The organism is Methylobacterium trifolii (assembly GCF_022179685.1).
In the GTDB taxonomy this organism is placed as follows: Bacteria; Pseudomonadota; Alphaproteobacteria; order Rhizobiales; family Beijerinckiaceae; genus Methylobacterium; species Methylobacterium trifolii.
Genome location: NZ_BPRB01000171.1, coordinates 1 through 19,012 on the forward strand (window position 1 = coordinate 1; position 19,012 = coordinate 19,012).

General features: G+C 71.4%; 20 protein-coding genes. 7 read left to right on the forward strand and 13 right to left on the reverse strand.

The window, feature by feature from the left end; genetic code table 11:
* On the forward strand, positions 1-3,219 hold a 3,219-nt coding region (locus COGEMETH_RS15395; RefSeq protein ID WP_238183482.1), incomplete at its 5' end, for an ATP-binding protein.
* A gap of 74 nt (positions 3,220-3,293) precedes the next feature.
* Here the strand turns inward: COGEMETH_RS15395 and COGEMETH_RS15400 are convergent.
* From COGEMETH_RS15400 to maiA, 6 genes are all read right to left on the reverse strand, one after another.
* Complete coding sequence (locus COGEMETH_RS15400) at positions 3,294-3,872, reverse strand: hypothetical protein (protein ID WP_238183483.1); 579 nt, start codon at positions 3,870-3,872, stop codon at positions 3,294-3,296.
* Complete coding sequence (locus COGEMETH_RS15405) at positions 3,873-4,088, reverse strand: hypothetical protein (RefSeq protein WP_238183484.1); 216 nt, start codon at positions 4,086-4,088, stop codon at positions 3,873-3,875.
* A 77-nt stretch (positions 4,089-4,165) separates the two neighbouring features.
* Entirely contained in the window at positions 4,166-4,480 is a 315-nt protein-coding gene (locus COGEMETH_RS15410) for a hypothetical protein (RefSeq protein ID WP_238183485.1), read from the reverse strand.
* Positions 4,477-4,797: an EthD family reductase gene (locus tag COGEMETH_RS15415; RefSeq protein WP_238183486.1), complete on the reverse strand. Its 321-nt coding sequence runs from the start codon at positions 4,795-4,797 to the stop codon at positions 4,477-4,479. The genes COGEMETH_RS15410 and COGEMETH_RS15415 overlap by 4 nt, the downstream gene beginning before the upstream one ends.
* A 93-nt stretch (positions 4,798-4,890) precedes the next feature.
* Positions 4,891-6,222 carry an NAD(P)/FAD-dependent oxidoreductase gene (locus COGEMETH_RS15420; RefSeq protein ID WP_238183487.1) on the reverse strand — a complete coding sequence of 444 codons (1,332 nt, stop codon included), beginning with the start codon at positions 6,220-6,222 and terminating at the stop codon, positions 4,891-4,893.
* Between the two features lie 127 nt (positions 6,223-6,349).
* Entirely contained in the window at positions 6,350-6,997 is a 648-nt protein-coding gene (gene maiA / locus COGEMETH_RS15425) for a maleylacetoacetate isomerase (protein WP_238183488.1), read from the reverse strand.
* A gap of 264 nt (positions 6,998-7,261) precedes the next feature.
* Between maiA and COGEMETH_RS15430 the strand changes: the two genes are divergently transcribed.
* On the forward strand, positions 7,262-8,077 hold the full coding sequence (locus COGEMETH_RS15430) for a hypothetical protein (RefSeq protein WP_238183489.1): 816 nt from the start codon (positions 7,262-7,264) through the stop codon (positions 8,075-8,077).
* A 25-nt stretch (positions 8,078-8,102) separates the two neighbouring features.
* Here COGEMETH_RS15430 and COGEMETH_RS15435 read toward each other — a convergent pair whose 3' ends face one another.
* Complete coding sequence (locus tag COGEMETH_RS15435; RefSeq protein ID WP_238183490.1) at positions 8,103-8,378, reverse strand: hypothetical protein; 276 nt, start codon at positions 8,376-8,378, stop codon at positions 8,103-8,105.
* 432 nt (positions 8,379-8,810) lie between these two features.
* Between COGEMETH_RS15435 and dgcN the strand changes: the two genes are divergently transcribed.
* Together dgcN and dgcA are read left to right on the forward strand one after the other, a co-directional pair.
* Entirely contained in the window at positions 8,811-9,824 is a 1,014-nt protein-coding gene (dgcN, locus tag COGEMETH_RS15440) for an N-acetyltransferase DgcN (protein WP_238183491.1), read from the forward strand.
* The gene (dgcA, locus tag COGEMETH_RS15445; RefSeq protein ID WP_238183492.1) at positions 9,821-10,810 is read left to right on the forward strand and encodes an N-acetyl-D-Glu racemase DgcA; all 990 of its coding nucleotides are present in this window, start codon (positions 9,821-9,823) and stop codon (positions 10,808-10,810) included. Before dgcN ends, dgcA begins: the two co-directional genes overlap by 4 nt.
* A 72-nt stretch (positions 10,811-10,882) precedes the next feature.
* On the opposite strand, the gene COGEMETH_RS15450 is transcribed toward dgcA, so the two are convergent.
* The 5 genes from COGEMETH_RS15450 to COGEMETH_RS15470 all read right to left on the reverse strand — a co-directional run bounded on the left by COGEMETH_RS15450 (position 10,883) and on the right by COGEMETH_RS15470 (position 15,709).
* A complete protein-coding gene (locus tag COGEMETH_RS15450; RefSeq protein ID WP_238183493.1) occupies positions 10,883-11,137 on the reverse strand; it encodes a hypothetical protein in 255 nt (84 codons plus the stop codon).
* A gap of 89 nt (positions 11,138-11,226) precedes the next feature.
* A complete protein-coding gene (locus COGEMETH_RS15455) occupies positions 11,227-12,429 on the reverse strand; it encodes a chymotrypsin family serine protease (protein ID WP_238183494.1) in 1,203 nt (400 codons plus the stop codon).
* Between the two features lie 107 nt (positions 12,430-12,536).
* The gene (locus tag COGEMETH_RS15460; RefSeq protein ID WP_238183495.1) at positions 12,537-12,878 is read right to left on the reverse strand and encodes a DUF1491 family protein; all 342 of its coding nucleotides are present in this window, start codon (positions 12,876-12,878) and stop codon (positions 12,537-12,539) included.
* A gap of 67 nt (positions 12,879-12,945) precedes the next feature.
* Entirely contained in the window at positions 12,946-13,647 is a 702-nt protein-coding gene (locus tag COGEMETH_RS15465) for a peptidoglycan-binding domain-containing protein (RefSeq protein ID WP_238183496.1), read from the reverse strand.
* 133 nt (positions 13,648-13,780) lie between these two features.
* On the reverse strand, positions 13,781-15,709 hold the full coding sequence (locus tag COGEMETH_RS15470; RefSeq protein WP_238183497.1) for a sensor histidine kinase: 1,929 nt from the start codon (positions 15,707-15,709) through the stop codon (positions 13,781-13,783).
* A 258-nt stretch (positions 15,710-15,967) separates the two neighbouring features.
* Between COGEMETH_RS15470 and COGEMETH_RS15475 the strand changes: the two genes are divergently transcribed.
* The 3 genes from COGEMETH_RS15475 (at position 15,968) to COGEMETH_RS25610 (ending at position 17,584) form a co-directional block, all read left to right on the forward strand.
* Complete coding sequence (locus tag COGEMETH_RS15475) at positions 15,968-16,285, forward strand: hypothetical protein (protein WP_238183498.1); 318 nt, start codon at positions 15,968-15,970, stop codon at positions 16,283-16,285.
* A gap of 130 nt (positions 16,286-16,415) precedes the next feature.
* Positions 16,416-17,459 carry a cytochrome d ubiquinol oxidase subunit II gene (cydB, locus tag COGEMETH_RS15480; protein WP_238183499.1) on the forward strand — a complete coding sequence of 348 codons (1,044 nt, stop codon included), beginning with the start codon at positions 16,416-16,418 and terminating at the stop codon, positions 17,457-17,459.
* Positions 17,456-17,584 carry a hypothetical protein gene (locus COGEMETH_RS25610; protein ID WP_283214997.1) on the forward strand — a complete coding sequence of 43 codons (129 nt, stop codon included), beginning with the start codon at positions 17,456-17,458 and terminating at the stop codon, positions 17,582-17,584. Before cydB ends, COGEMETH_RS25610 begins: the two co-directional genes overlap by 4 nt.
* A gap of 19 nt (positions 17,585-17,603) precedes the next feature.
* Here COGEMETH_RS25610 and COGEMETH_RS15485 read toward each other — a convergent pair whose 3' ends face one another.
* Positions 17,604-18,725 carry a DUF2336 domain-containing protein gene (locus COGEMETH_RS15485; protein ID WP_238183500.1) on the reverse strand — a complete coding sequence of 374 codons (1,122 nt, stop codon included), beginning with the start codon at positions 18,723-18,725 and terminating at the stop codon, positions 17,604-17,606.
* Between the last annotated feature and the right edge of the window lie 287 nt (positions 18,726-19,012).

The following is a 19,012-nucleotide window of genomic DNA, read 5'->3' on the forward strand; positions in this document are numbered from 1 at the left end:
GGCGTGGAGAGCGCCTTCGTCGCCCTGATGGACGCGGACCGCCAGTGGCTGAAGACGCCATGCCCGGCCGTGCCCACCGAGCTGCCCCGCGGGGAGACCTTCTGCCAGTACGCCCTCCAGGCCGACGAGGCCCTCGTGGTTCCGGACGCGCAGCAGGACCCGCGCTTTCGCGACAACGCCCTCGTGGTCGAGCCGGCGCGCATCCGGTTCTATGCCGGCATGCCCCTGAGCCTGCGGCCCGGCATCCGGGTCGGCACCCTCTGCCTCACCGACCCGCAGCCCCGCGACCTGTCGCAGGACGAGGTCGCCGCGCTCGCCGACCTCGCCGGGATCGTCGTCGCCCACCTGCGCCTGACCGAAGCCAACGCCCGGCAGGCCCGCGAGGCCGAGGCCGCCATCGCCCGGGAGGCCCTGATCGCGGCCCAGGGCCGGGAGATCGAGAGCCGCGCCCTGGCGCAGGAGAGCGCCAACCACCTCCTGAACATGGCCGAGCAGCTGGCGAGCATCGGCAACTGGCGCATCGATCTCGGCGACGGCCAACCCGTCTGGTCGGACGGCCTCTACGAGATCACGGGGCGCGACCCCGGCACGCCCCCGCCCCACCTGTCGGTGTTCGACCAGATCTATCACCCCGACGACCGGGAGCGGCTCTCCGTGGTGGTCGGGGAGGCGATCGCGCGCGCGGAGAGCTTCGCGTTCGAGGCCCGCGTGCTCCGGCCGGACGGGGCATTGCGCAACGTGATCGTCCGCGGCACCTGCGAGACGGATTCGGGCGGGCGGACCTCCGGCCTGTTCGGCGTCCTCATCGACGTCACGGAACGCCACCGGGCGGAGGATGCGGTCCACCGCAGCGAACTGCGCTACCGGAGTCTGGCCGACGCCCTGCCCCTCCTGGTCTGGACCATGCGGCCCTCGGACGGCGAGGCGACCTACCTCAACGCCCACTTCCGGGACTATTACGGACCGATCGGCACGGGGCGGGCGGACCGGCTGGCCCGCAACCATCCCGAGGACGCCGCCGCCATGGAGGCGGCCTGGACCGAGGCGGAGGACACGGGCCGGGCCTATGCCGGGCAGTGGCGCATCCGGTGCGGCGACGGCACCTATCGCTGGCACAAGCTGTCGCTGATCCCGGTCCGCCTCGAATCGGATCGCGGCACCGTGGTGGAATGGCTCGGCACGGCCCTCGACATCGACGAGATCGTCTCGGGCCGGGTCGCCGTCGAGGACGCGCGCAACCTGCTGCGCATCGCCCTGGAGGCGGCCGATGCCGGGACCTGGGACCTCGACCTGCGCGCGGGCATCAGCACCCTCTCGCCGGAGAGCGTGCGGATGTACGGCCTGCCCGATACGGGGGAGGCCCGCGGCGTCACCAGTGCCGAGTGGACGGCCCTGGTCCATCCCGACGACGTCGGCGACGCCTGGGAGGCGGTGCGGCGCGCGATCGACACCGCCGCCACCTACGCCGCCGAGTTCCGGGTCGGAGACCGCTGGATCTATTCCCGCGGCCGCCCGCTCTACGGGCCGGACGGGCGGCCCTACCGGATGGTCGGCCTGCACCTCGACATCACCGAGCGCAAGACCGCGGAAGCGGTGCTGCGCGACCTGACCGGGGTGGCCCAGGCCGCTCGCGCCGAGGCCGAGCGCGCCAGCGAGGCCAAGAGCGAGTTCCTCGCGGCGATGAGCCACGAGATCCGCACGCCGCTCAACGGCATCCTCGGCTACGCCGACCTGCTCCTGGAGGAGCACCACGTCCAGGGCGAGGACCGGCGGCGCCTGGAGCTGATCCAGGGCTCGGGCGTGGCGCTGCTGACGGTGGTCAACGACATCCTCGACTTCTCGAAGATCGAGGCCGGCCAGCTGACCCTCGATCCGGTGGCCTTCCCGCTGGTCTCGGTCATCGACAACACGGTCTCGATCGTGCGGGGGAGCGCCCTCAAGAGCAGCCTCGGGATCGACGCGCGGATCGATCCGGCCCTGCCGTCCTACGTCGTGGGCGACGGCAACCGGCTGCGCCAGGTCCTCCTGAACCTGCTCAACAACGCGGTGAAGTTCACGCCCGCCGGCTCCGTGACCCTCAGCGTCAACCACGAGGGCACCGGCCCCGAGGGCGACCGGATGCGGTTCTCGGTGACGGATACCGGCATCGGCATCGCGGACGCGCAGCAGGAGCGCCTGTTCAAGCGCTTCAGCCAGGTGGACGGCTCGATCAGCCGCCGCTTCGGCGGCACCGGCCTCGGCCTCGTGATCTGCCGCCACCTCGTCACGCTGATGGGCGGGACGATCGGGTGCGAGAGCCGCGAGGGGGCGGGCTCGACCTTCTGGTTCACCCTGACCCTGCCCCGCAGCCAGGGACCGGACGCCGAGCAGAGTGCGGCGACGTCCGGCACGGACCGGAGCCTGAACCCGCTGGCCGACCCTGCCGCCGCCCCGCGCCTGCTCCTGGTGGAGGACGTGCCCCTAAACCAGGAGCTCGCCTGCGCGGTGCTGGAATCCCAGGGCTACGCCGTCGACGTGGCCGGCGACGGGGGCGCGGCCATCGCCCTGGTCGAGGCGGCCTTCGCGAGCGGGCGGGGCTACGACCTCGTCCTGATGGACGTGCAGATGCCGGGCGTCGACGGCCTGACGGCGACGCGGCGCATCCGGCAGCTCCCGCGCCCGGCCTGCGCGGTGCCGATCGTGGCGATGACCGCCAACGTGCTGCCCAGGCAGATCGAGGAGCTGCGCGCGGCCGGCATGGACGACCACGTCGGCAAGCCGTTCCGGCGCGCCGACCTGTTCGCGACCATCGCCCGCTGGACCGCGGCGGAGCCCCGCACGGGGGGGGCCGACCAGCCGGGCGACGCCGAGGGGACGGCCGGGACGGCGGCCATGGGGGCAGGAAAGGGCTCGATCGAGCCGGCGATCCTCGACCGCTCCAAGCTCGCGGGCCTGCGGCACAGCTTCGGCGCGGCCCGCGTCGAGGGACTGCTGGAACTGCTGGCGGAGGAGGTGCGCGAGCGTTTCCAGCCGGGGGAGACCGACCGTAATCAGATCGCCCACGACGCGCACGCCCTGACCTCGGCCGCCGGCATGCTCGGCTTCGTCGGCCTGTCGAGCCTGTGCCGGGAGGTCGAGGCCGCAGCCCACGCCGATTCCGACCTCGCACCGCTGATCCGCCGCCTGGAGGTCCAGAAGGCCAGCACCCTGAGCGCGATCCGCCGGCTGCGGATGTCCTGATCGCTTGTGCGGGCTGGTCCGCGGGTGCGTTTCGAATGCGGTAATCGCTTGGCGCCACCTCCCGGACCGATGCGTCAAGGACCCTTGAGGTGCTCGTCCGGGACGCGGAAGACGCCTTTGATGCAACGTGGATTGCGGACCGCGATCTGGATATGCGTCTTGGCGTCGAAGCCGGAACCCGGATAGATCGGCTTGCCTTCGACGAAAACGCCACGCACGGTATCGATCGCGGCGCCGTTCGCCTCAACGATGGCATGCACGCGCTCGATCACGGCCCGGTCGAGCTGACGGCGGAGATCGTCCTTGTTGACTGGGAGTGCCGCGCCGGCCGTCCGCAGTGTCTCGGCCAGAGACTCATACCCGATCCGCACCATGTCGATGCCGACCGCCGTCATCAGGTCGAGGCAGCTTCCGAGATCGATGACGGCACCGACGACAGCGGGAACCTTGATGGGCGTTTTCCCGCGACTCATGACTTCAGTCACAAAATCGAGGCCGCGTCGTGGGTTCGCTTCCCAGAAATAGACGCCCGATCCCAGCCAGTCATAGTCATTCCCGCTGACCTTGAAAGGCACGCTACGCAGAAGGTCTTCGGCGACGGCGCTATCGCAACCGTGATATCCGAGCACGAAGCTGGCTGAAAGACGATGCAATCAGGGTCTGTCCAAGTATATTTTTGCGACTTTCCCTGTCTTCGTCAAAAATCCTTCCCGCCTCAGCGCGTTGACAGCGGATTCTTTCGATCTTTTGGCCTCATTCGTATAGATCAAGGCGGCACGGCGAAACTTCTCCGCCGTGTCCGGAGCGTTCATGTCGAGCGCCCCGGAAAAGATCGGGCCGTCCTTGGCGGCAGTACGCGTCTTGGCCATGCCCCACTCTATGGCCAAGGGACTTTCGCACGCAAGCGGCAGTCCGGAGCGCGTCGTGCTCCCGGGCGAGAACGCGCTCAGGCGGTCTCCGCCTCGGCCTCGTCGGGCTCCGGATCGACGGTCCAGGCGGTGGCGAAGGCGGCCAGTTGCCGGGCGTCCGCGAAGGCCATCACGCTCACCGTGCGCTCCGCCGGCAGGCCGCCCGGATAGGGGGCGAGCAGGATCGTGGCGCGCACCAGCCGGGCGCCGGGCGCCCGCTCGGCGATCCAGGCGAGCGCGCCCTCCGACAGCTGCTCCGGGCCGGAGAGCGCGCGGGAATCCGGGCGCAGGACGACGACGCAGGTCCCGAGGCTCGGGTCCTGCGCCTGCACCGCCTTGACGATGTCGATCACGCGGCCGCTTCCGGGAACTCGTTGATCTGAACCCTGGCCTCGACGTCCGTGAAGTTCGGGATGTCGGAAAAGATCTCCGGCCCGTGGGTGGCGGCGGCCTTGCCGAAGGCGTCGGCGGATTCGAAGGTCAGCAGCGCCATCACCTGGAACGGCGGCGGGCTGCCGTCCGGCGTGCCCACGCCGCGCACGATCTTCGCCTCGTGCAGGCCCATCGGCGACCAGCGCTCGCGCACCAGCGGCATGTGGTGGCCGAGGTAGTACTCCATGTCGAACCGGGTGCCGACGCCGCCCGGATACATCACGCTGACGAGGATCATCGTTTTTCGTACGCCTCCCTCGCGGCCCGTCTGGCGCGGGCCGCGAGGCTCAGGAACCACCGAACGGGCGCGCGCGCAACGCCGCCTCCCGCCTCAATGTAGCTTCACGCGGGATTCCGTGCGCCGGGTCAGGGCGCGGGCGGCGGCGTCCAGCGTGGTCTTGATCGTGCCGTGCAGCGCCTGCTCGTGCATCTTGTAGAGGGAGCGGTACATCATCCGCGCGAACAGCCCGGCGATGAGCATGTTTTTGCCCCGCACGAAGCCCATCAGGCTGCCCACGGTGGAGTATTCGCCGAGCGACACCAGGGAGCCGAAGTCCCGGTACTTGAAGGGCTTGAGCGCCCCGCCGGCGATCTTCACCGGGATCTGGGCGATCAGGTGGCTCGCCTGCTGGTGGGCGGCCTGGGCGCGCGGCGGCACCGGCCGGTCGGAGCCCGCCTCCACGAGGTAGGCGCAGTCGCCGATGGCGAAGATGTCGGGGTCGCGGGTGGTCTGGAGCGTCGGCGTCACCACGAGCTGGTTGGTGCGGGTGGTCTCCAGGCCGCCGATGTCCTGCAGGAACGGCGGCGCCTTCACGCCGGCTGCCCAGACCACGAGCTCGGAGGGGATGAAGCTGCCGTCGGCCAGCGCCACGCCGTCGGCGCGCACCTCCGTCACCCGCGCCTGGAGCCGCACGTCCACGCCGATCTTGGACAGCAGCAGCATCACCTCGGAGGAGAGCCGCGGCGGCACGGCGGGCAGGATGCGCTCGGCCGCCTCCACCAGGGTGATCTTGAGGTCCTTGCCCGGATCGATCCGGTCGAGCCCCGTCGAGACCACGTGCCGCACGGTGCGGTGGAGTTCGGCGGCCAGTTCCGTGCCGGTGGCGCCGGCGCCGATCACCGTGACATGGAGCTGGCCCGGCCGCACCGGGCCCGCCTGGGTGTGGGCGCGCAGCATCGCGTTGACGAGGCGCTGGTGGAAGCGCACCGCCTGGGCCTGGGTATCGAGAGCGATGGCGTGCTCGGCGACGCCCGGCGTGCCGAAATCGTTGGTGGTGGAGCCCACCGCCATCACCAGGGTGTCGTAGCCGACCGCGCGCACCGGCGTGACCTCGCGCCCCTCCGCGTCGTGGCTGGCCGCGAGCTGGATCGTGCGCGCCGCCCGGTCCAGGCCGGTCATCTGCCCGATGCGGTAGCGGAAATGGTGCTCGTGGGCGTGGTGCAGGTAGTCGACGGCGTGGTGGCCGATGTCGAGGCTGCCGGCGGCGACCTCGTGCAGCAGCGGCTTCCAGATATGGGTGCGGGCCCGGTCGACCAGGGTGACGTGGGCGCGCTTGCGGCGGCCGAGCTTGTCCCCGAGCTTCGTCGCCAGCTGCAGCCCGGCCGCGCCCCCGCCGACCACGACGATGCGGTGCAGCCCCGTTTCGTTCTCGACCGGTACCATCCGTGCCCTCGCTCCCTCGCGGCCCGTCGCCCATCCGCGCCGGTCGCCTGAACCTCGGGCGGCGCCGGCCCGGATGAAGCCTGATTACACGGGTTGCCGCCGCAATTGCCAGACGCTCCCGGCGGCTTCAGGTGACGGGTGCGCCGGGCTGACGCAGGGGATGGGCCTCGGCGAAGGCCGGCAGCGCCAGGCAGGTTTTCGCGATGCGCGCCACCGTGGGATAGGGCGCCGTCTCCACGCCGAAGATGCCGGTGCCGACCCAGAGGCTGACGAGGCAGAGGTCGGCGTGGCTCACCGCATCCCCTTGGCAGAAGCGCCCGGTGCCGGCCTCACCCGAGAGCCGCGTCTCCAGGGTCGCCAGCCCCGTCTCGAAGACGTGGCGCACGAAGTCCATCATGCGCTCTTTCGGCAGGTCGTAGGCCTGCATCAGGTAGGTGCGCACCCGCGGCACGTAGAGGGGATGGGTGTCGCAGGCGACCAGCTGCGCCAGCGAGCGGGCCCGCGCCCGCGCCCGCGGCTCCTCCGGCAGGAGTTTTGGGCCCCCGTGCGTCTCCTCCAGGTAGTCGAGGATGGCGAGCGACTGGGTCAGCGGCGGTCCCGCGCCGTCGAACAGCGCCGGCACCGCCCCCTGCGGGTTGATCCTGCGGAATTCCGGCGCGTGCTGGTCGCCCGCATCGAGGTCGATGAAGGTCTCCTCGTAGGCCACGCCCTTGAGCTTGAGCGCGATCCGCACCCGGAAGGCGGCGGCCGAGCGCCAGTTGCCGTACATGTGCATGATGGGGCCTCGCGCTGGTTGGTTTCGGGCTCAGGACAGCCGAGTTCCGGTGTGGGGGCAAGGGGCAAGGATGCGGGCGAGGATGCCGTCGTCCGGCCCGACGGCGCCGAACCCGCCTGCGACGGCCGAAGTCGAGCCTGGCATCGCCGCTCAAGGTATGCGGTCGATCGGGACGCCGTCGTGTCCCTGCCTCGGAGCGGCCGCATCGGACCGACTTCTTAACCATCCTGGCGACAGGGTGGATTTTTCCGAGGATGCGGGCCGATGCGTAAGACCGTGCGGACGGCCCTTTGCGGGCTCGTCCTCCAATCCGTCGCGCTGCTGGGCGCCGGGCCGGCGGCCGCCGGCGATTGCAAGGCCAGGGCCGTCGACGTTTTGAAGGCCGCATCGCCGAACGGCTACGCGATCTTCCGGCAGACCAAGGACAAGGCCTTCTTTCGCACCTGGCTCGATTGCGACGACGCGCAGTTCGGCCTGCCGACCGCGGTCCACGAATCCGTGCATCTGATCACCGGCGAGGACGACGCCTATCCGCTGATCGGGGGCGGGGCGGTCAAGCGCCCGGCCGAGGGCAGCACGCCGTTCGCGCCCGCCAGGATCGCGCGGCACTTCCGGCCGAGCCTGTTCGTGACCACGTACCTGCGTCCGGGCAGCGCGACCTCGGCCTCGGATTTCCGCTACCTGCTCGACGAGCTCAACGCCTACACGCACGACCTCGACACCGCGATCGCGCTCGACGACCTGCGCAATCCCGACATCCAGCCCTCCCACCGCGACGGCCTCGCCGCGCTGATGGGCTTCGTCGCGCTCTATGTCGAGGCCGCCGAGAACGATCCGGCCGCCTGGAGCGGGCTGACGCGTCGGGACACGGCGGCCGCCGTCTCGACGCTCTGGGGTCAGGCGGAGCGCACGATGGTCTCGTCCTGCCGCATTCCGGATATCGGCACCGAGGACAAGGACTTCCTGAGCAAAGTGTGCGCGCGGCGGACGCAAGCCGCGCTCGAGCACCTGCTCGGGCGGCCGCCCGTCTGCCCGAAGGCCTGTCTGGCCCCCGGGCCGAGGACGGCCAGCCGCGATTGAGCGGCCGGCCGAATGCGGTCAAGTCTCAGTTGCAGCCGCAGCCGTGATAGAAATTCCGGACGCTGTTGGTGCTGACGTAGTGGGCCGGGAGGCGCTGCACGCTGGACACGCTCACGTTGCGGATCACCGGGACGTTGTAGTGGTGAACGCGTGTCACGGTGTGGGTGCGTACGATCGGACGGACGCGCGTGACGTTGTAGATGTGGCGGGTCTTGTGGACGTAGTGCGTGCGCTGCACGTCCCGATACTGCGTCCTGTTCATCACCTTGTTGACGGTCCTGTAGTGATAGACAGGAGGCACCGGACCGCATCCTCTGCAACCTGCACTCGCTTCCTCTGAAGTCCCTAAGAAGGCCACGGCAGCGATCAAAGCGGCGCAGATGGCGGTGACGTATTTCACCATAGTCAAAGTCCTTGCTCAGAATACATCCGTTTCGGCGTACCAAACACGACCCCGCGGCCCAAGCCGAATCCACGACCTACGTACTGTTCGCGGGTATCAATCCTCGCAGTCGTCGTCGGTGCAACGGGCGAAGCCCACGCCCGAGCAGCGCTCGATGTCGGCGGCGGGTCTCGTCGGAAAGCCGGACGCCACCTCACGAGGGGAGGGGGCTCGCGTTCCGGAGCACGGATCTCTCCGGGTCCATGCCGGGCTGGCCGGCATCGTGCATTGCGCGGGCGCCCCGCGATCCCGCATAGACGGGCGACCGGATGCCGGAGAAGGGTCCCATCGATGCAGATCGCCACGCCCTACCTGATGTTCCTCGGCGACGTGCCCGACCGCCTCGCGGCCAAGACCGCCTACGGCATCGCCGACTGGCGCCCCGAGTGGTGCGTCGGCCAGATGCGGCTGCCGGGCTGCGCCGCCGACCTCGGCATCCCCGACCTCACCCTGGAGGAGGCCCGGGTCGAGGGCTGCCGCACCCTGGTGATCGGCGTGGTGAACGCGGGCGGCGTCCTGCCCGAGCACTGGATCGCCGAGGTCGTGGCCGCCCTGGAGGCGGGGTTCGATGTGGCCAGCGGCCTGCACGTGCGCCTGGGCGCCGTGCCGGCCATCGCGGAGGCCGCCGAAAAGCACGGCCGGCAGCTCCACGACGTGCGCCACACCACCGAGACCTTCCCCACCGGCAAGGGCACCAAGCGGCGCGGCCGACGCCTGCTGACCGTCGGCACGGACTGCTCGGTCGGCAAGAAGTACACCGTGCTCGCCCTGGAGCGCGGCATGCGCGAGCGCGGCCTCGACGCGGATTTCTGCGCCACCGGCCAGACCGGCGTGTTCATCTCCGGCCGGGGCGTGGCGATCGACGCCGTGGTGGCCGACTTCATCTCGGGGGCCGTCGAGTGGATCTCCCCCGATGCGGCCCCCAACCACTGGGACCTGATCGAGGGGCAGGGCTCCCTCTACCACCCGTCCTTTGCCGGGGTCAGCCTCGGCCTGCTGCACGGGGCGCAGGCCGACGCCTTCGTGGTCTGCCACGAGCCCACCCGCTCGACCATGCGTGGCGTCGAGCACTCCCTGCCCACCATCGGCCAGGTGATCGACCTGACGGTGCAGCTCGGGCAACTGACCAACCCCAACATCCGCCCCACCGGCATCGCCGTGAACACCCAGGCGCTCGACGAGGACGCGGCGCGCTCGGTGCTGGAGAAGCTTTCCGCCGAGTACGGCCTGCCGGCCACCGACCCGGTGCGCTTCGGTGTGGATTCCCTGGTCGACCGCCTCGTCGCCGAGTTCCCCGCCCCATGACCCGGCATCTCACGGTCGCCGTCGAGCGCTTCCCGATCGCGGGCGCCTTCACCATCTCCCGCGGCAGCCGCACGGAGGCCGCGGTGGTGGTGGCCCGGATCGAGGACGCTGCCGGGGCGGTGGCCGGGCGGGGCGAATGCGTGCCCTATCCCCGCTACGGCGAGAGCGTCGAGAGCGTGGCCGAACTGATCGCCGCGCAGGCCGATTCGGTGGCCGCCGGCCTCACCCGCACCGCCCTGCTGGAGGCGATGCCGGCGGGGGCGGCCCGCAACGCGCTGGATTGCGCCCTGTTCGACCTGGAGGCCAAGCTGCTCGGCCGCCCCGCCTGGGAGATCGCGGGCTTGAGCCGGCCGGAGACGGCGGTGACGGCCTATACCCTGAGCCTCGGCACGCCGGAGAGCATGGAGGCCGCCGCCCGCACTGCGGCCTCGCGCCCGCTGCTCAAGGTCAAGCTCGGCGGCGAAGGCGATCCAGAGCGGATCGCGGCCGTGCGCCGGGGCGCGCCCGACTCCCGCCTGATCGTGGACGCCAACGAGGCGTGGCGCCCGAAGACCCTGGAGGCCAACCTCGCCGCCTGCGTTGCCGCCGGCGTCGGCCTGATCGAGCAGCCCCTGCCGGCGGGCGAGGACGCGCTGCTGGCGCGGATCGCGCACCCCGTCCCGATCTGCGCCGACGAGAGCCTGCACGACCGGGCCGGCCTCGACGCGCTCGCCGGCCGCTACGACGCCATCAACATCAAGCTCGACAAGACCGGAGGCCTGACCGAGGCCGTGATGCTGGCCCACGAGGCCCGCGCGCGCGGCTTCTCGATCATGATCGGCTGCATGGTCGGCACGTCGCTCGCCATGGCACCCGCCATGCTGCTCGCCCACCACGCCGACTACGTGGACCTCGACGGCCCGCTGCTGCTGGCCCGAGACCGCGATCCGCCGCTGCGCTTCGAGGGCAGCGTGGTCCACCCGCCGGAGCCGGCTTTGTGGGGGTGAGCGTGCCTTCGCCACGCCGAGTGGCGTCCGAGACGCTCTCGGCGCCTGCGAACAGGGCCGCCGACCTGCTTCTCAGTAGGCCTTGAACTCGCTGTAATCCGCGACCGCCTCGACCGGGATGCTCAGCGCGCGACCATCGAGTTCGACATCCACATGTGAGGGAACGCGGGCCTTCTCGCCCGCCTTCACGCTCGCATGGATCCGGGCGCCACGGCCATCGACCGGCATCGAGAGGTGCAGGGCGGAGACCGGGATCTGCTCGATGATGCCCGCGGTGTTCTCCTGGAGCGCGCGCTGCACGTCGAGATAGTTTGCGGCTTCGGCCATGCAGGTCTCCCCGGTCGTGCGCGTGATGTTTCGTTAGAGCGTCAATGCCATATAAGCCTCCCGCCGTGGTCCGCAAAGACGGTCGACCGTCAGGCGATCACCACGTCGAGGGTCGTGACGCCGAGGGCGATGCGCAACGCATCCAGAACCGGCTGGATCGGGTTGGCGAGCGTCCGGTTTTCGCTCCCGGCGAACAGCAGGCCGACGAGCTTGTGGTCGCGGTCCAGAATGCCGCTGCCGCTGTCGCCCGCCTTGCTGAACGGGCCGGTGTTGTCGGGCGAGGCCGCGATGCCGATCTGGTTGCGGAACCGCGCGAGGCCGGCTCCGTACCGCACGTCCGTGACGACCGCGATCTGGGTGACCTCGCCCTCCGTCCAGCCTGTCGTCCGGCCGACCTTGCATACGCGGGTGGACCCGGCCACGCGCCCTGTGATCGGATCGATCGTGTACGGGCTCGCCACGCCCACGATGTTGCCGCCGAGGCCGGCGCGGGCGATCTCCGTGACGTCGCGCGCGGGCGCCTTCGGTGGCGCCTTCAGTTCCGCCGCCGCGCAGTCGACGGCGTTGAAGGGGATGCCGTGAGGGTCGTGAAACTTCAGGTCCACCCAGGCGGCCAGTCTGGCGATGCCCGTCTGCGTCGTCAGCTTGGCCAGCGTGTTCATCAGGGCCAGCTCGCTGCTCGTGAGGTCGAGCGTGCCCGGCTGGACCACGACGTCGCCCGGCTGGCCCGCGTTCTCGTCGGCGATGACGTGATTGTTCGATACGAGATAGGTGCGTCCCCGGTCGTCCCGGACGAAGAACCCGAGCGTGCCGACCGAGAGCGTCTTCGGATAGGCACGATGCGGATTGGTGATGCCGATCCCGCTGCGAAGGAGTCCGAACCGCTTCTGCAGGTCGAGGCTCGCAGGCGGGCCGCCGTGAGCACCCCTCAGCGCCCTCGGGACCTTGAGGCCGGCGTGGGCGACGAACGGCGAGCCCGTCTCGACGACGTCGATCTCGAAGCCGAGGGCCTTGGGCTGCCTCTGGCCGGACGCGGACGCGACCGCGGCCGCGAACGAGGCGACGCCCATCGCGGAGACCTGCGTTTGCGGGAGCTTCTTCTCGACGAATCCGGTGATGCAGTAGGGGGAATCGTCATCGAGCGGCCCGGCGCTCTTCTTGCCGATGCCCACGCCGATCACGTTGTTGCCGGGATCGTCCAGCAACGCGTCCGCATGGGCGTTCAGCCAATCGAGCAGTTGCGTGAACGTCGCTCCATCGGTTGTGGCGTCTCTCGGGGCGTCAGGTTCCAAGGCTCGCATCCGTAGCTTCCCGGCAATCTCGACGAGAAGGAAGGCTTATTAACCTTAGGTTGTCAAGCGTCGTCGGGCGCGTCCCGTGCCGCGATCCGAGAATCGTCCTATTCCGCCAAATCCAAAAAATGCCGGCCGGCGCGGTCGTCGATCTCGACGATCCAGAGGTCGGAATCGAAGCGGATCTCCTTGGTCAGGCGCTCCTCGGCGTCGAGCGGGCTGCCGTCCCGGACCACGCCCGTGAAGCGGCGGGCGCCGGAATCCTCCTCTTCGAACAGGGCCTGCGGGGCCGGGCCGTAGAGGTCGGCGCTGCCGTCGAGGCGGTCCACCTTCACGAAGACCGCCCCGGCCTCCGCCGCGCCGCGGCGGCGCAGGACCGCGGGGATGCCCTCGACGGCAAGCCGCCGCAGGTGGGCCGAGACCCAGAAATCGGAGCGCAGTCGCGGCATGAGGGCTCCCCGGCGGCATGAGGGCTCGTCGTCCCGCCGGGATGCGCGAAGGCGGCCCCGGTTGCAATCACCCCGGCGGCAGGCCGGCGCGGGCGACCAGCTCGCGCAGTGTCCGGCCCGCCGCCTCGCCCTTGACCGGCAGCTTGCGGTCGCGCTCGAACTTCTCGATGGCCGCGTGGGTGCCCGAGCCCATGACGCCGTCTGGCTTCAGGGGCCCGTAGCCGAGTTTTTCCAGGGCGCGCTGGGCCTGCATCACCGTGCGCTCGGGCTTGGATATGCCGGGCTTGGATATGCCGGGCTTGGGGATGCCGGGCTTGGGCGTGACCGAGGCGGTGGTGTCCTCCGAGCGGATCATCTCGCCGATCGGGTCGCGGGCGGTGGGCTTTGCGGCCTCCGAGGGCTTGCTCTCGACGGTTCTCACCGCGGGGCGCGGCGCCTCGGCCTCCGTGGGCTTCGGGGCGGCCTTCACGGGGACCGCGTCCTGGCGGATGGCGACCTTGGGCAGGATCGGGGCCGGGTGGCGGCCGGCCTGGGAGCCGAGGGCGTTCACGCAGATGACCGCGACGGCGCCGAGCACCGCCAGCGAGCCCAGCAGGCTGCCGGGATTGCCGCGGCACGCCCGGATCGTCGCAGCCAGGCACGCGCCGGCCAGCATGCGCCACTCGGTCGGCTCTTCCTTCGGGCGCGGCGCGGCGCGGCGGGGGGCGGAGCCTGCCGGCCGGACGCTGCGGGCCTCGCCGGCGACGATGATCTCGCGGTGGTCTCGCATCGTGTCTCCCTCAAACCCCGGTCCGGCAGGCCTTGCGGCTCACCGGACGGGGACGCCCAATCGAACGGGTTCGCACCCGCGTGCGCAGTCGCGCAGTCGGCAGGCGACGAGCGGGGCCCGTCGCCTGCCGGTCTCAGCCAGCCCGGAGGAACGGGACCGGCTCGCCCTCCTCCGGAAGTTCCCGCATGCCCGTGGGCATGGGGACGGGCAGGGGGACGGGATCGAACAGGCCCAGGGGCAGCCGCACCAGGGTCGTCGGAGCGGACGGCGTCCGGCGGATCGCCGTCATCACCGCGGCGGGGCCGGCAGGCGCCTCGGCCGGGCGGCATTCGCGGGGCAGGCTCACGGTGACGACCGTGCCGGCATCCGGCGCGCTCGCGATGCCGATCGTCCCGCCGTGCAGGCCGACGAGGCCCTGCACCACGGACAGGCCGAGGCCCGTGCCCTCGTGGCTGCGCTTGTAGCCGCCGCTGCCGGCCTGGAAGAACGGCGTGCCGAGCCGCGGCAGGTCCGCCTCGCGAATGCCGACGCCGGTGTCCGACACGATCAGGTCGAGGCCGTGGGCCGTGCGCCGCAGGGCGACCTCGACGCGCCCGCCGGCCGGCGTGAACTTCACCGCGTTCGAGATCAGGTTGATCAGCACCTGGCGGCAGGCGCGGGAATCGGCCGTGATCTCGGCCGCGCCCTGGACGGACTGGACCAGGCTGACGCCCGCGGCGTCCGCCCGGAGCTTCATCAGGTCGCAGCAGGCCCGCACCAGGTCGGCGGCGTCGATGGGCTCCGGCGCGTAGTCGAAGTTGCCGCTCTGGATGCGGCTCATGTCGAGGAGGGAGTTGACCACGTCGAGGAGGTGCCGGCCCGAGGTGCCGATGATCCCGGCATATTCCCGAGACCGCTCCGGCCCGAGGACCACGGCGCCCTCGCCGGTGAGCACCTCGGAGAAGCCGATGATGGCGTTGAGCGGCGTGCGCAACTCGTGGGTGACGTTGGCCAGGAAGCGGCTCTTGACCTCGTCGGCGCGCTCCGCCTCGGCGCGGGCGCGCTCCAGCTCCTCCTCGTGGCGGCGGTTCTCGGTCACGTCGCGGGTGACGGCGACGACGCTCATGGCGGGGGTGGCGCCCGAGTCCCGCTCGATCCGGTGGGCGCGCATCTCGGCGTGGATCAGCCGGGCCCCGTCCGCGCGCTGCGCCGCCGCCTCGACGTGCAGGCGGAAGCGCACGGTGGCGGGCTTGCCGCGGGCGGCGACGTCGCTGATGGCCTGGAGGAAGGCCGGCCGGTCGGCGACGTGCACGCGCTCCAGCAGGCCGAGGCCCCGCAGGCGCACGGCGTCGCTGCCGACGAACTTGCCGGCCGAGGCGCTGGCCTCCAGCACGCGCCCGTTGCAATCGTGCCAGGTGACGAGGTCGTCGATGGCCGAGAGCAGCATGCGGTCGCGGGCCTCGTTGTCGCGCATCCGCGCGCGCCAGCGGTTCTCGTTGCGCATCTGCTCCAGGGCCTGCGCCGCGATGTGGCCGATGGCGGTGATGGCGAAGACCGGCATCGCGATCGTGCCCGAGAGGTCGACGCTCGGCATGCCGGGCATCCAGAACGCGGCACCGGCGATGGCCAGGACCCCGAGGGTCGCCAGGAGGGCGGCGGCCACCGTCGCCCGCTTCGAGCCCGACACCACCGCCTCCAGGGGGATCGCCACGAGCCAGACCGCGGCTGCCGAGTTCACGCCCCCTGTCATGCCCGCGAGGCAGACGACGAGGCCGGTCAGGCCCGCCGAGGACACGGCGTGCGCGATCCAGAGGCGCCCGGTGCGCGACAGGATCACCGCCGCCAGCACGGGCAGCAGCAGGCTGGTGACGGCCAGGGCCTCGATCCCGGAGGGCACGCCCCGGAGCGCGAGGTAGGGCGGCAGCGCCGCCATCATCACGGCGCCCGTGGCGAGGCGCGAGACCAGGAAGCGTTCGTGCCGGAACCGCACGCTCGCATCCTCGATCGCGGACTCGTGCACGAGACCCGCGAGGCGGGCATCGAGCAGTGCCGGCAGGACATGTTTGATACGCAAGACTGACACGCGCAACGCCGGGACCTCGTCGGTCTCCGCGCCCCTCGGCTCGACTTCGAACGACTGATACCGACCGTCGCAGGGGCGGCTTAAACGAGTCTTTCGGGGCTTGAGCGAACGTCCGGGATGCTTTCCGCGAGGTAACTATGACGGCGGGCAATGCCGGCGCCCGCGTTCACCATGGCGCAGGATTTCCCCCCGCGGTTGACGCCCGGTTCACCGGCCGGGCGGGATGGTGCCGGCCATCCGATCGCACGAGCCCCGTCCATGTCGTTCCTGCTGCGCGCCGCACTGGTGATCGGCACGCTCTCATACCTCGCCGCCACCCGCGGCGAATCCGGGCCGGCCGCCCCGGGCCGGCCCCCGGAGGCCGCCGGGCCCCTGGCGGCCTTGCGCGAAGGCGTGCCGTCCGCGCTGTCCTCCGCCCTGCCGGCCGTCTGGAACGCGATGCCGCAGCCGGCCCGCGACGGGCTCGCCCGCGAGGCCATCGCCGCCCTGAGCCGCCGCGCCGAGGCCCCGCCCTCCCGCGACACCCTGGCCGAGGCCGACCGGCGCGCGGCGTGGCGGGGCATCGAGCCGCGCTGACGGTCTACGCCGGCATCCGGCCGGCTCCACCTCCACGCGACACGGCCTCGCCTTGGCCTCCGGCCGCCGGCATGATCTAGCTTCGTGCCGGGGCCGCTGACGGACCCCGCACGGGACGGGGTCGGCTGCGATGCTCGGGTTCGGCATGGAGTACGCGGGCGCCGCCTTCTGGCTGCCCCTGGTCTGGTCGGCGCTGCTCGGGCTGGCGGTGGCGATGTACGTCGTGATCGACGGCTTCGACCTGGGCGTCGGCATCCTGTTCACCGCGGCCCGGCCCGGCAACTGGCGCGACCGGATGATGCTCTCCGTCGCCCCGATCTGGGACGGCAACGAGACCTGGCTGGTGCTCGGCGGCGGCGGCCTGTTCGCGGTGTTCAGCGTCGCCTACGCGATCCTGCTGCCGGCCCTCTACCTGCCGCTGATCCTGATGCTGATCGCCCTGATCTTCCGCGGCGTCGCCTTCGAGTTCCGCTTCAAGGCCGACCGGTCGCAGCCGGTCTGGGACTACGCCTTCCACTACGGCTCCCTGGTGGCGACCTTCGCGCAGGGGCTGGTGCTCGGCGCCTTCGTCCAGGGCTTCAAGGTCGAGGGCCGGGGCTTTGCCGGCGGCACCCTCGACTGGCTGACCCCCTTCAGCGTCATGACCGGCATCGGCCTCGTCTGCGGCTACGGCCTGCTCGGCGCCACCTGGTGCGTGATGAAGACCTCGGGCGAACTCGAGATCTGGGCCCGGCTGAAGGCCCGCCAGTTCCTGGCCGGCACCGTCGTCTCGATGGCGATCGTCAGCGCCTGGGTGCCGTTCCTCGGCCTCGACATCCAGGCGCGCTGGCTGTCCTGGCCGAACGTCCTCTTCGTCGCCCCGGTGCCGGTGGTGACGGCGCTGGTCTGCCTCGGCATCCTGAAGGCGCTGGCCGAGGGCCGGTCGGTCGCGCCGTTCCTGCTCTCCATCGCCCTGTTCCTGCTGGGCTTCCTCGGGCTGGCGATCAGCCTGTTCCCCTACATCGTGCCGCCCGCCATGACGATCTGGCAGGCGGCCAACGCCGTCAGCGCCCTGCAATTCGCCCTGGTGGGATACGCGGTGGTGATGCCCCTGACGCTCGCCTACACGGCCTATGCCTACTGGGTCTTCCGGGGCAAGGTGGCCGAGGACGGCGCTGGCGGGTACGGGCATTGAGCCGCCGCGGCGCGGAAGGGCCGCGGCCGAAGGATCGCCTGCTGTGGTTCGTGGGCGTCTACGCCCTCAGCCTGACGACCTTCGCCGCCCTGGTCTACCTGCTGCGGGCGATCGTGCGCGGCTGAGTCCCGCCTCCGGGCCGGCTCAAGAGGTCTTGCGCAGCCGGACCGGCAGGGCCGGACGGGCGCCGGCGCGTTCCGCGCCCGCGTTTCGGAGCTTGGCCGCCTCCGGGGCGTGGTGCGGCTGGTGCGCCTCGGCGGTTCCGGTGCGCGCCAGAACGGGCCTGTCGAGGATGGCCGAGACCAGGTCGCGGGCGGCCGGACGGCTCACGGTGCGGAACAGGCGGACCAGCGCGAACACCCGCTCGGCCGAGCGCGCCACGCCCTCGTCCAGTGTCAGGAAGACGTAGGCCGCCTCCTCGTGGCGCAGGTCGGCTGCGCGCAGGCCGAGCGTCAGCAGGTCGTAGCGCGCGCCCGCATCCGGCGCGATTCCGAGGAAGCCGCGCGGCAGGCCGAGGGCGTCGGCGAGTGCGGCGATGAAGCCGCCCACGTCGCGGGCGGCCGACAACCCGGTGAGCACCGCGCCGATGTCGCGGGGGCCCGGGGGACAGGGGCGCAGGGCGGCCGTGGCCTCCACCGCCTCGCGGATCGCCTCCCGGCGGATCGGGTCGGCGTGGAGATAGAGCGGCGCGAGGTCGGCGGCCGAGATTTCGGGGCGCGCGAGCAGGAGGCGGGCGACCTCCGGCAACGAGCGGGCCCGGCCGACGAGGCGCGCGAGCACGCCCCCCGGCAGGGCGATGTGCAGGTTGGCGGCCAGGGCGCGGTCGATCTCCGGCCGGCCGCTCCGGGACAGGTCGTCCAGGGCCGTCCGGTCGAGGCCGGGCCGGGCCGCGATCACCGCGGCGATGTCGGCCCCGTCCGAGAGGGCGGAGGCGACAAGGCGCGGGCTCAGGTGCGCGGCGCCCGCCACCACCGTGTCGCGCACCGCGCCGCCGCGGGCTGCCAGGGCCGCGAGCACCGAGTCCGGCGTGCCGGGGAACGCGCCGAGCTTCTCGGCCACGATCAGGGCGGTCTCGTCGTCGACGGTAGGGATCAGGCCGCAGGCGAGCGCCTCGAAGGACTCGCGTCCGGCCCGGTCGCGGATCTCGGCCCGCACGAACAGGTCGGTCTGCACGCGCAGGATCACCGGCTTGAGGTCGAGATGCTCGACGCGCGACAGTTCGATGAGCCCGGACAGGTCCGGCGCAGCGTCGACGGATGAGGTCATGGCCAATCGGTTACGCAGAACTGGAACGACCGCAGGCTAACCGGGTCTGCGTGAATCGACCTTTAAACCGGCCCCGTGGCCGGCGTGTCGTCCTGCGCCAACCAGAAGGCGGGGTCGGGTCCGACCCGGGGCGCGGTGAGGCCCAATCCTGGCCGCACTGCTCACCATCGATGCGGCCGAGTGATGAGGGCGGCCGCTACATCGTGACCCGAAGGGAATGCTGGCACGCGCGCCTTTCCTCTCCCCTCTGCGGGAGAGGGTGGCCCGCGAGCTAAGTCGGGAGAGGG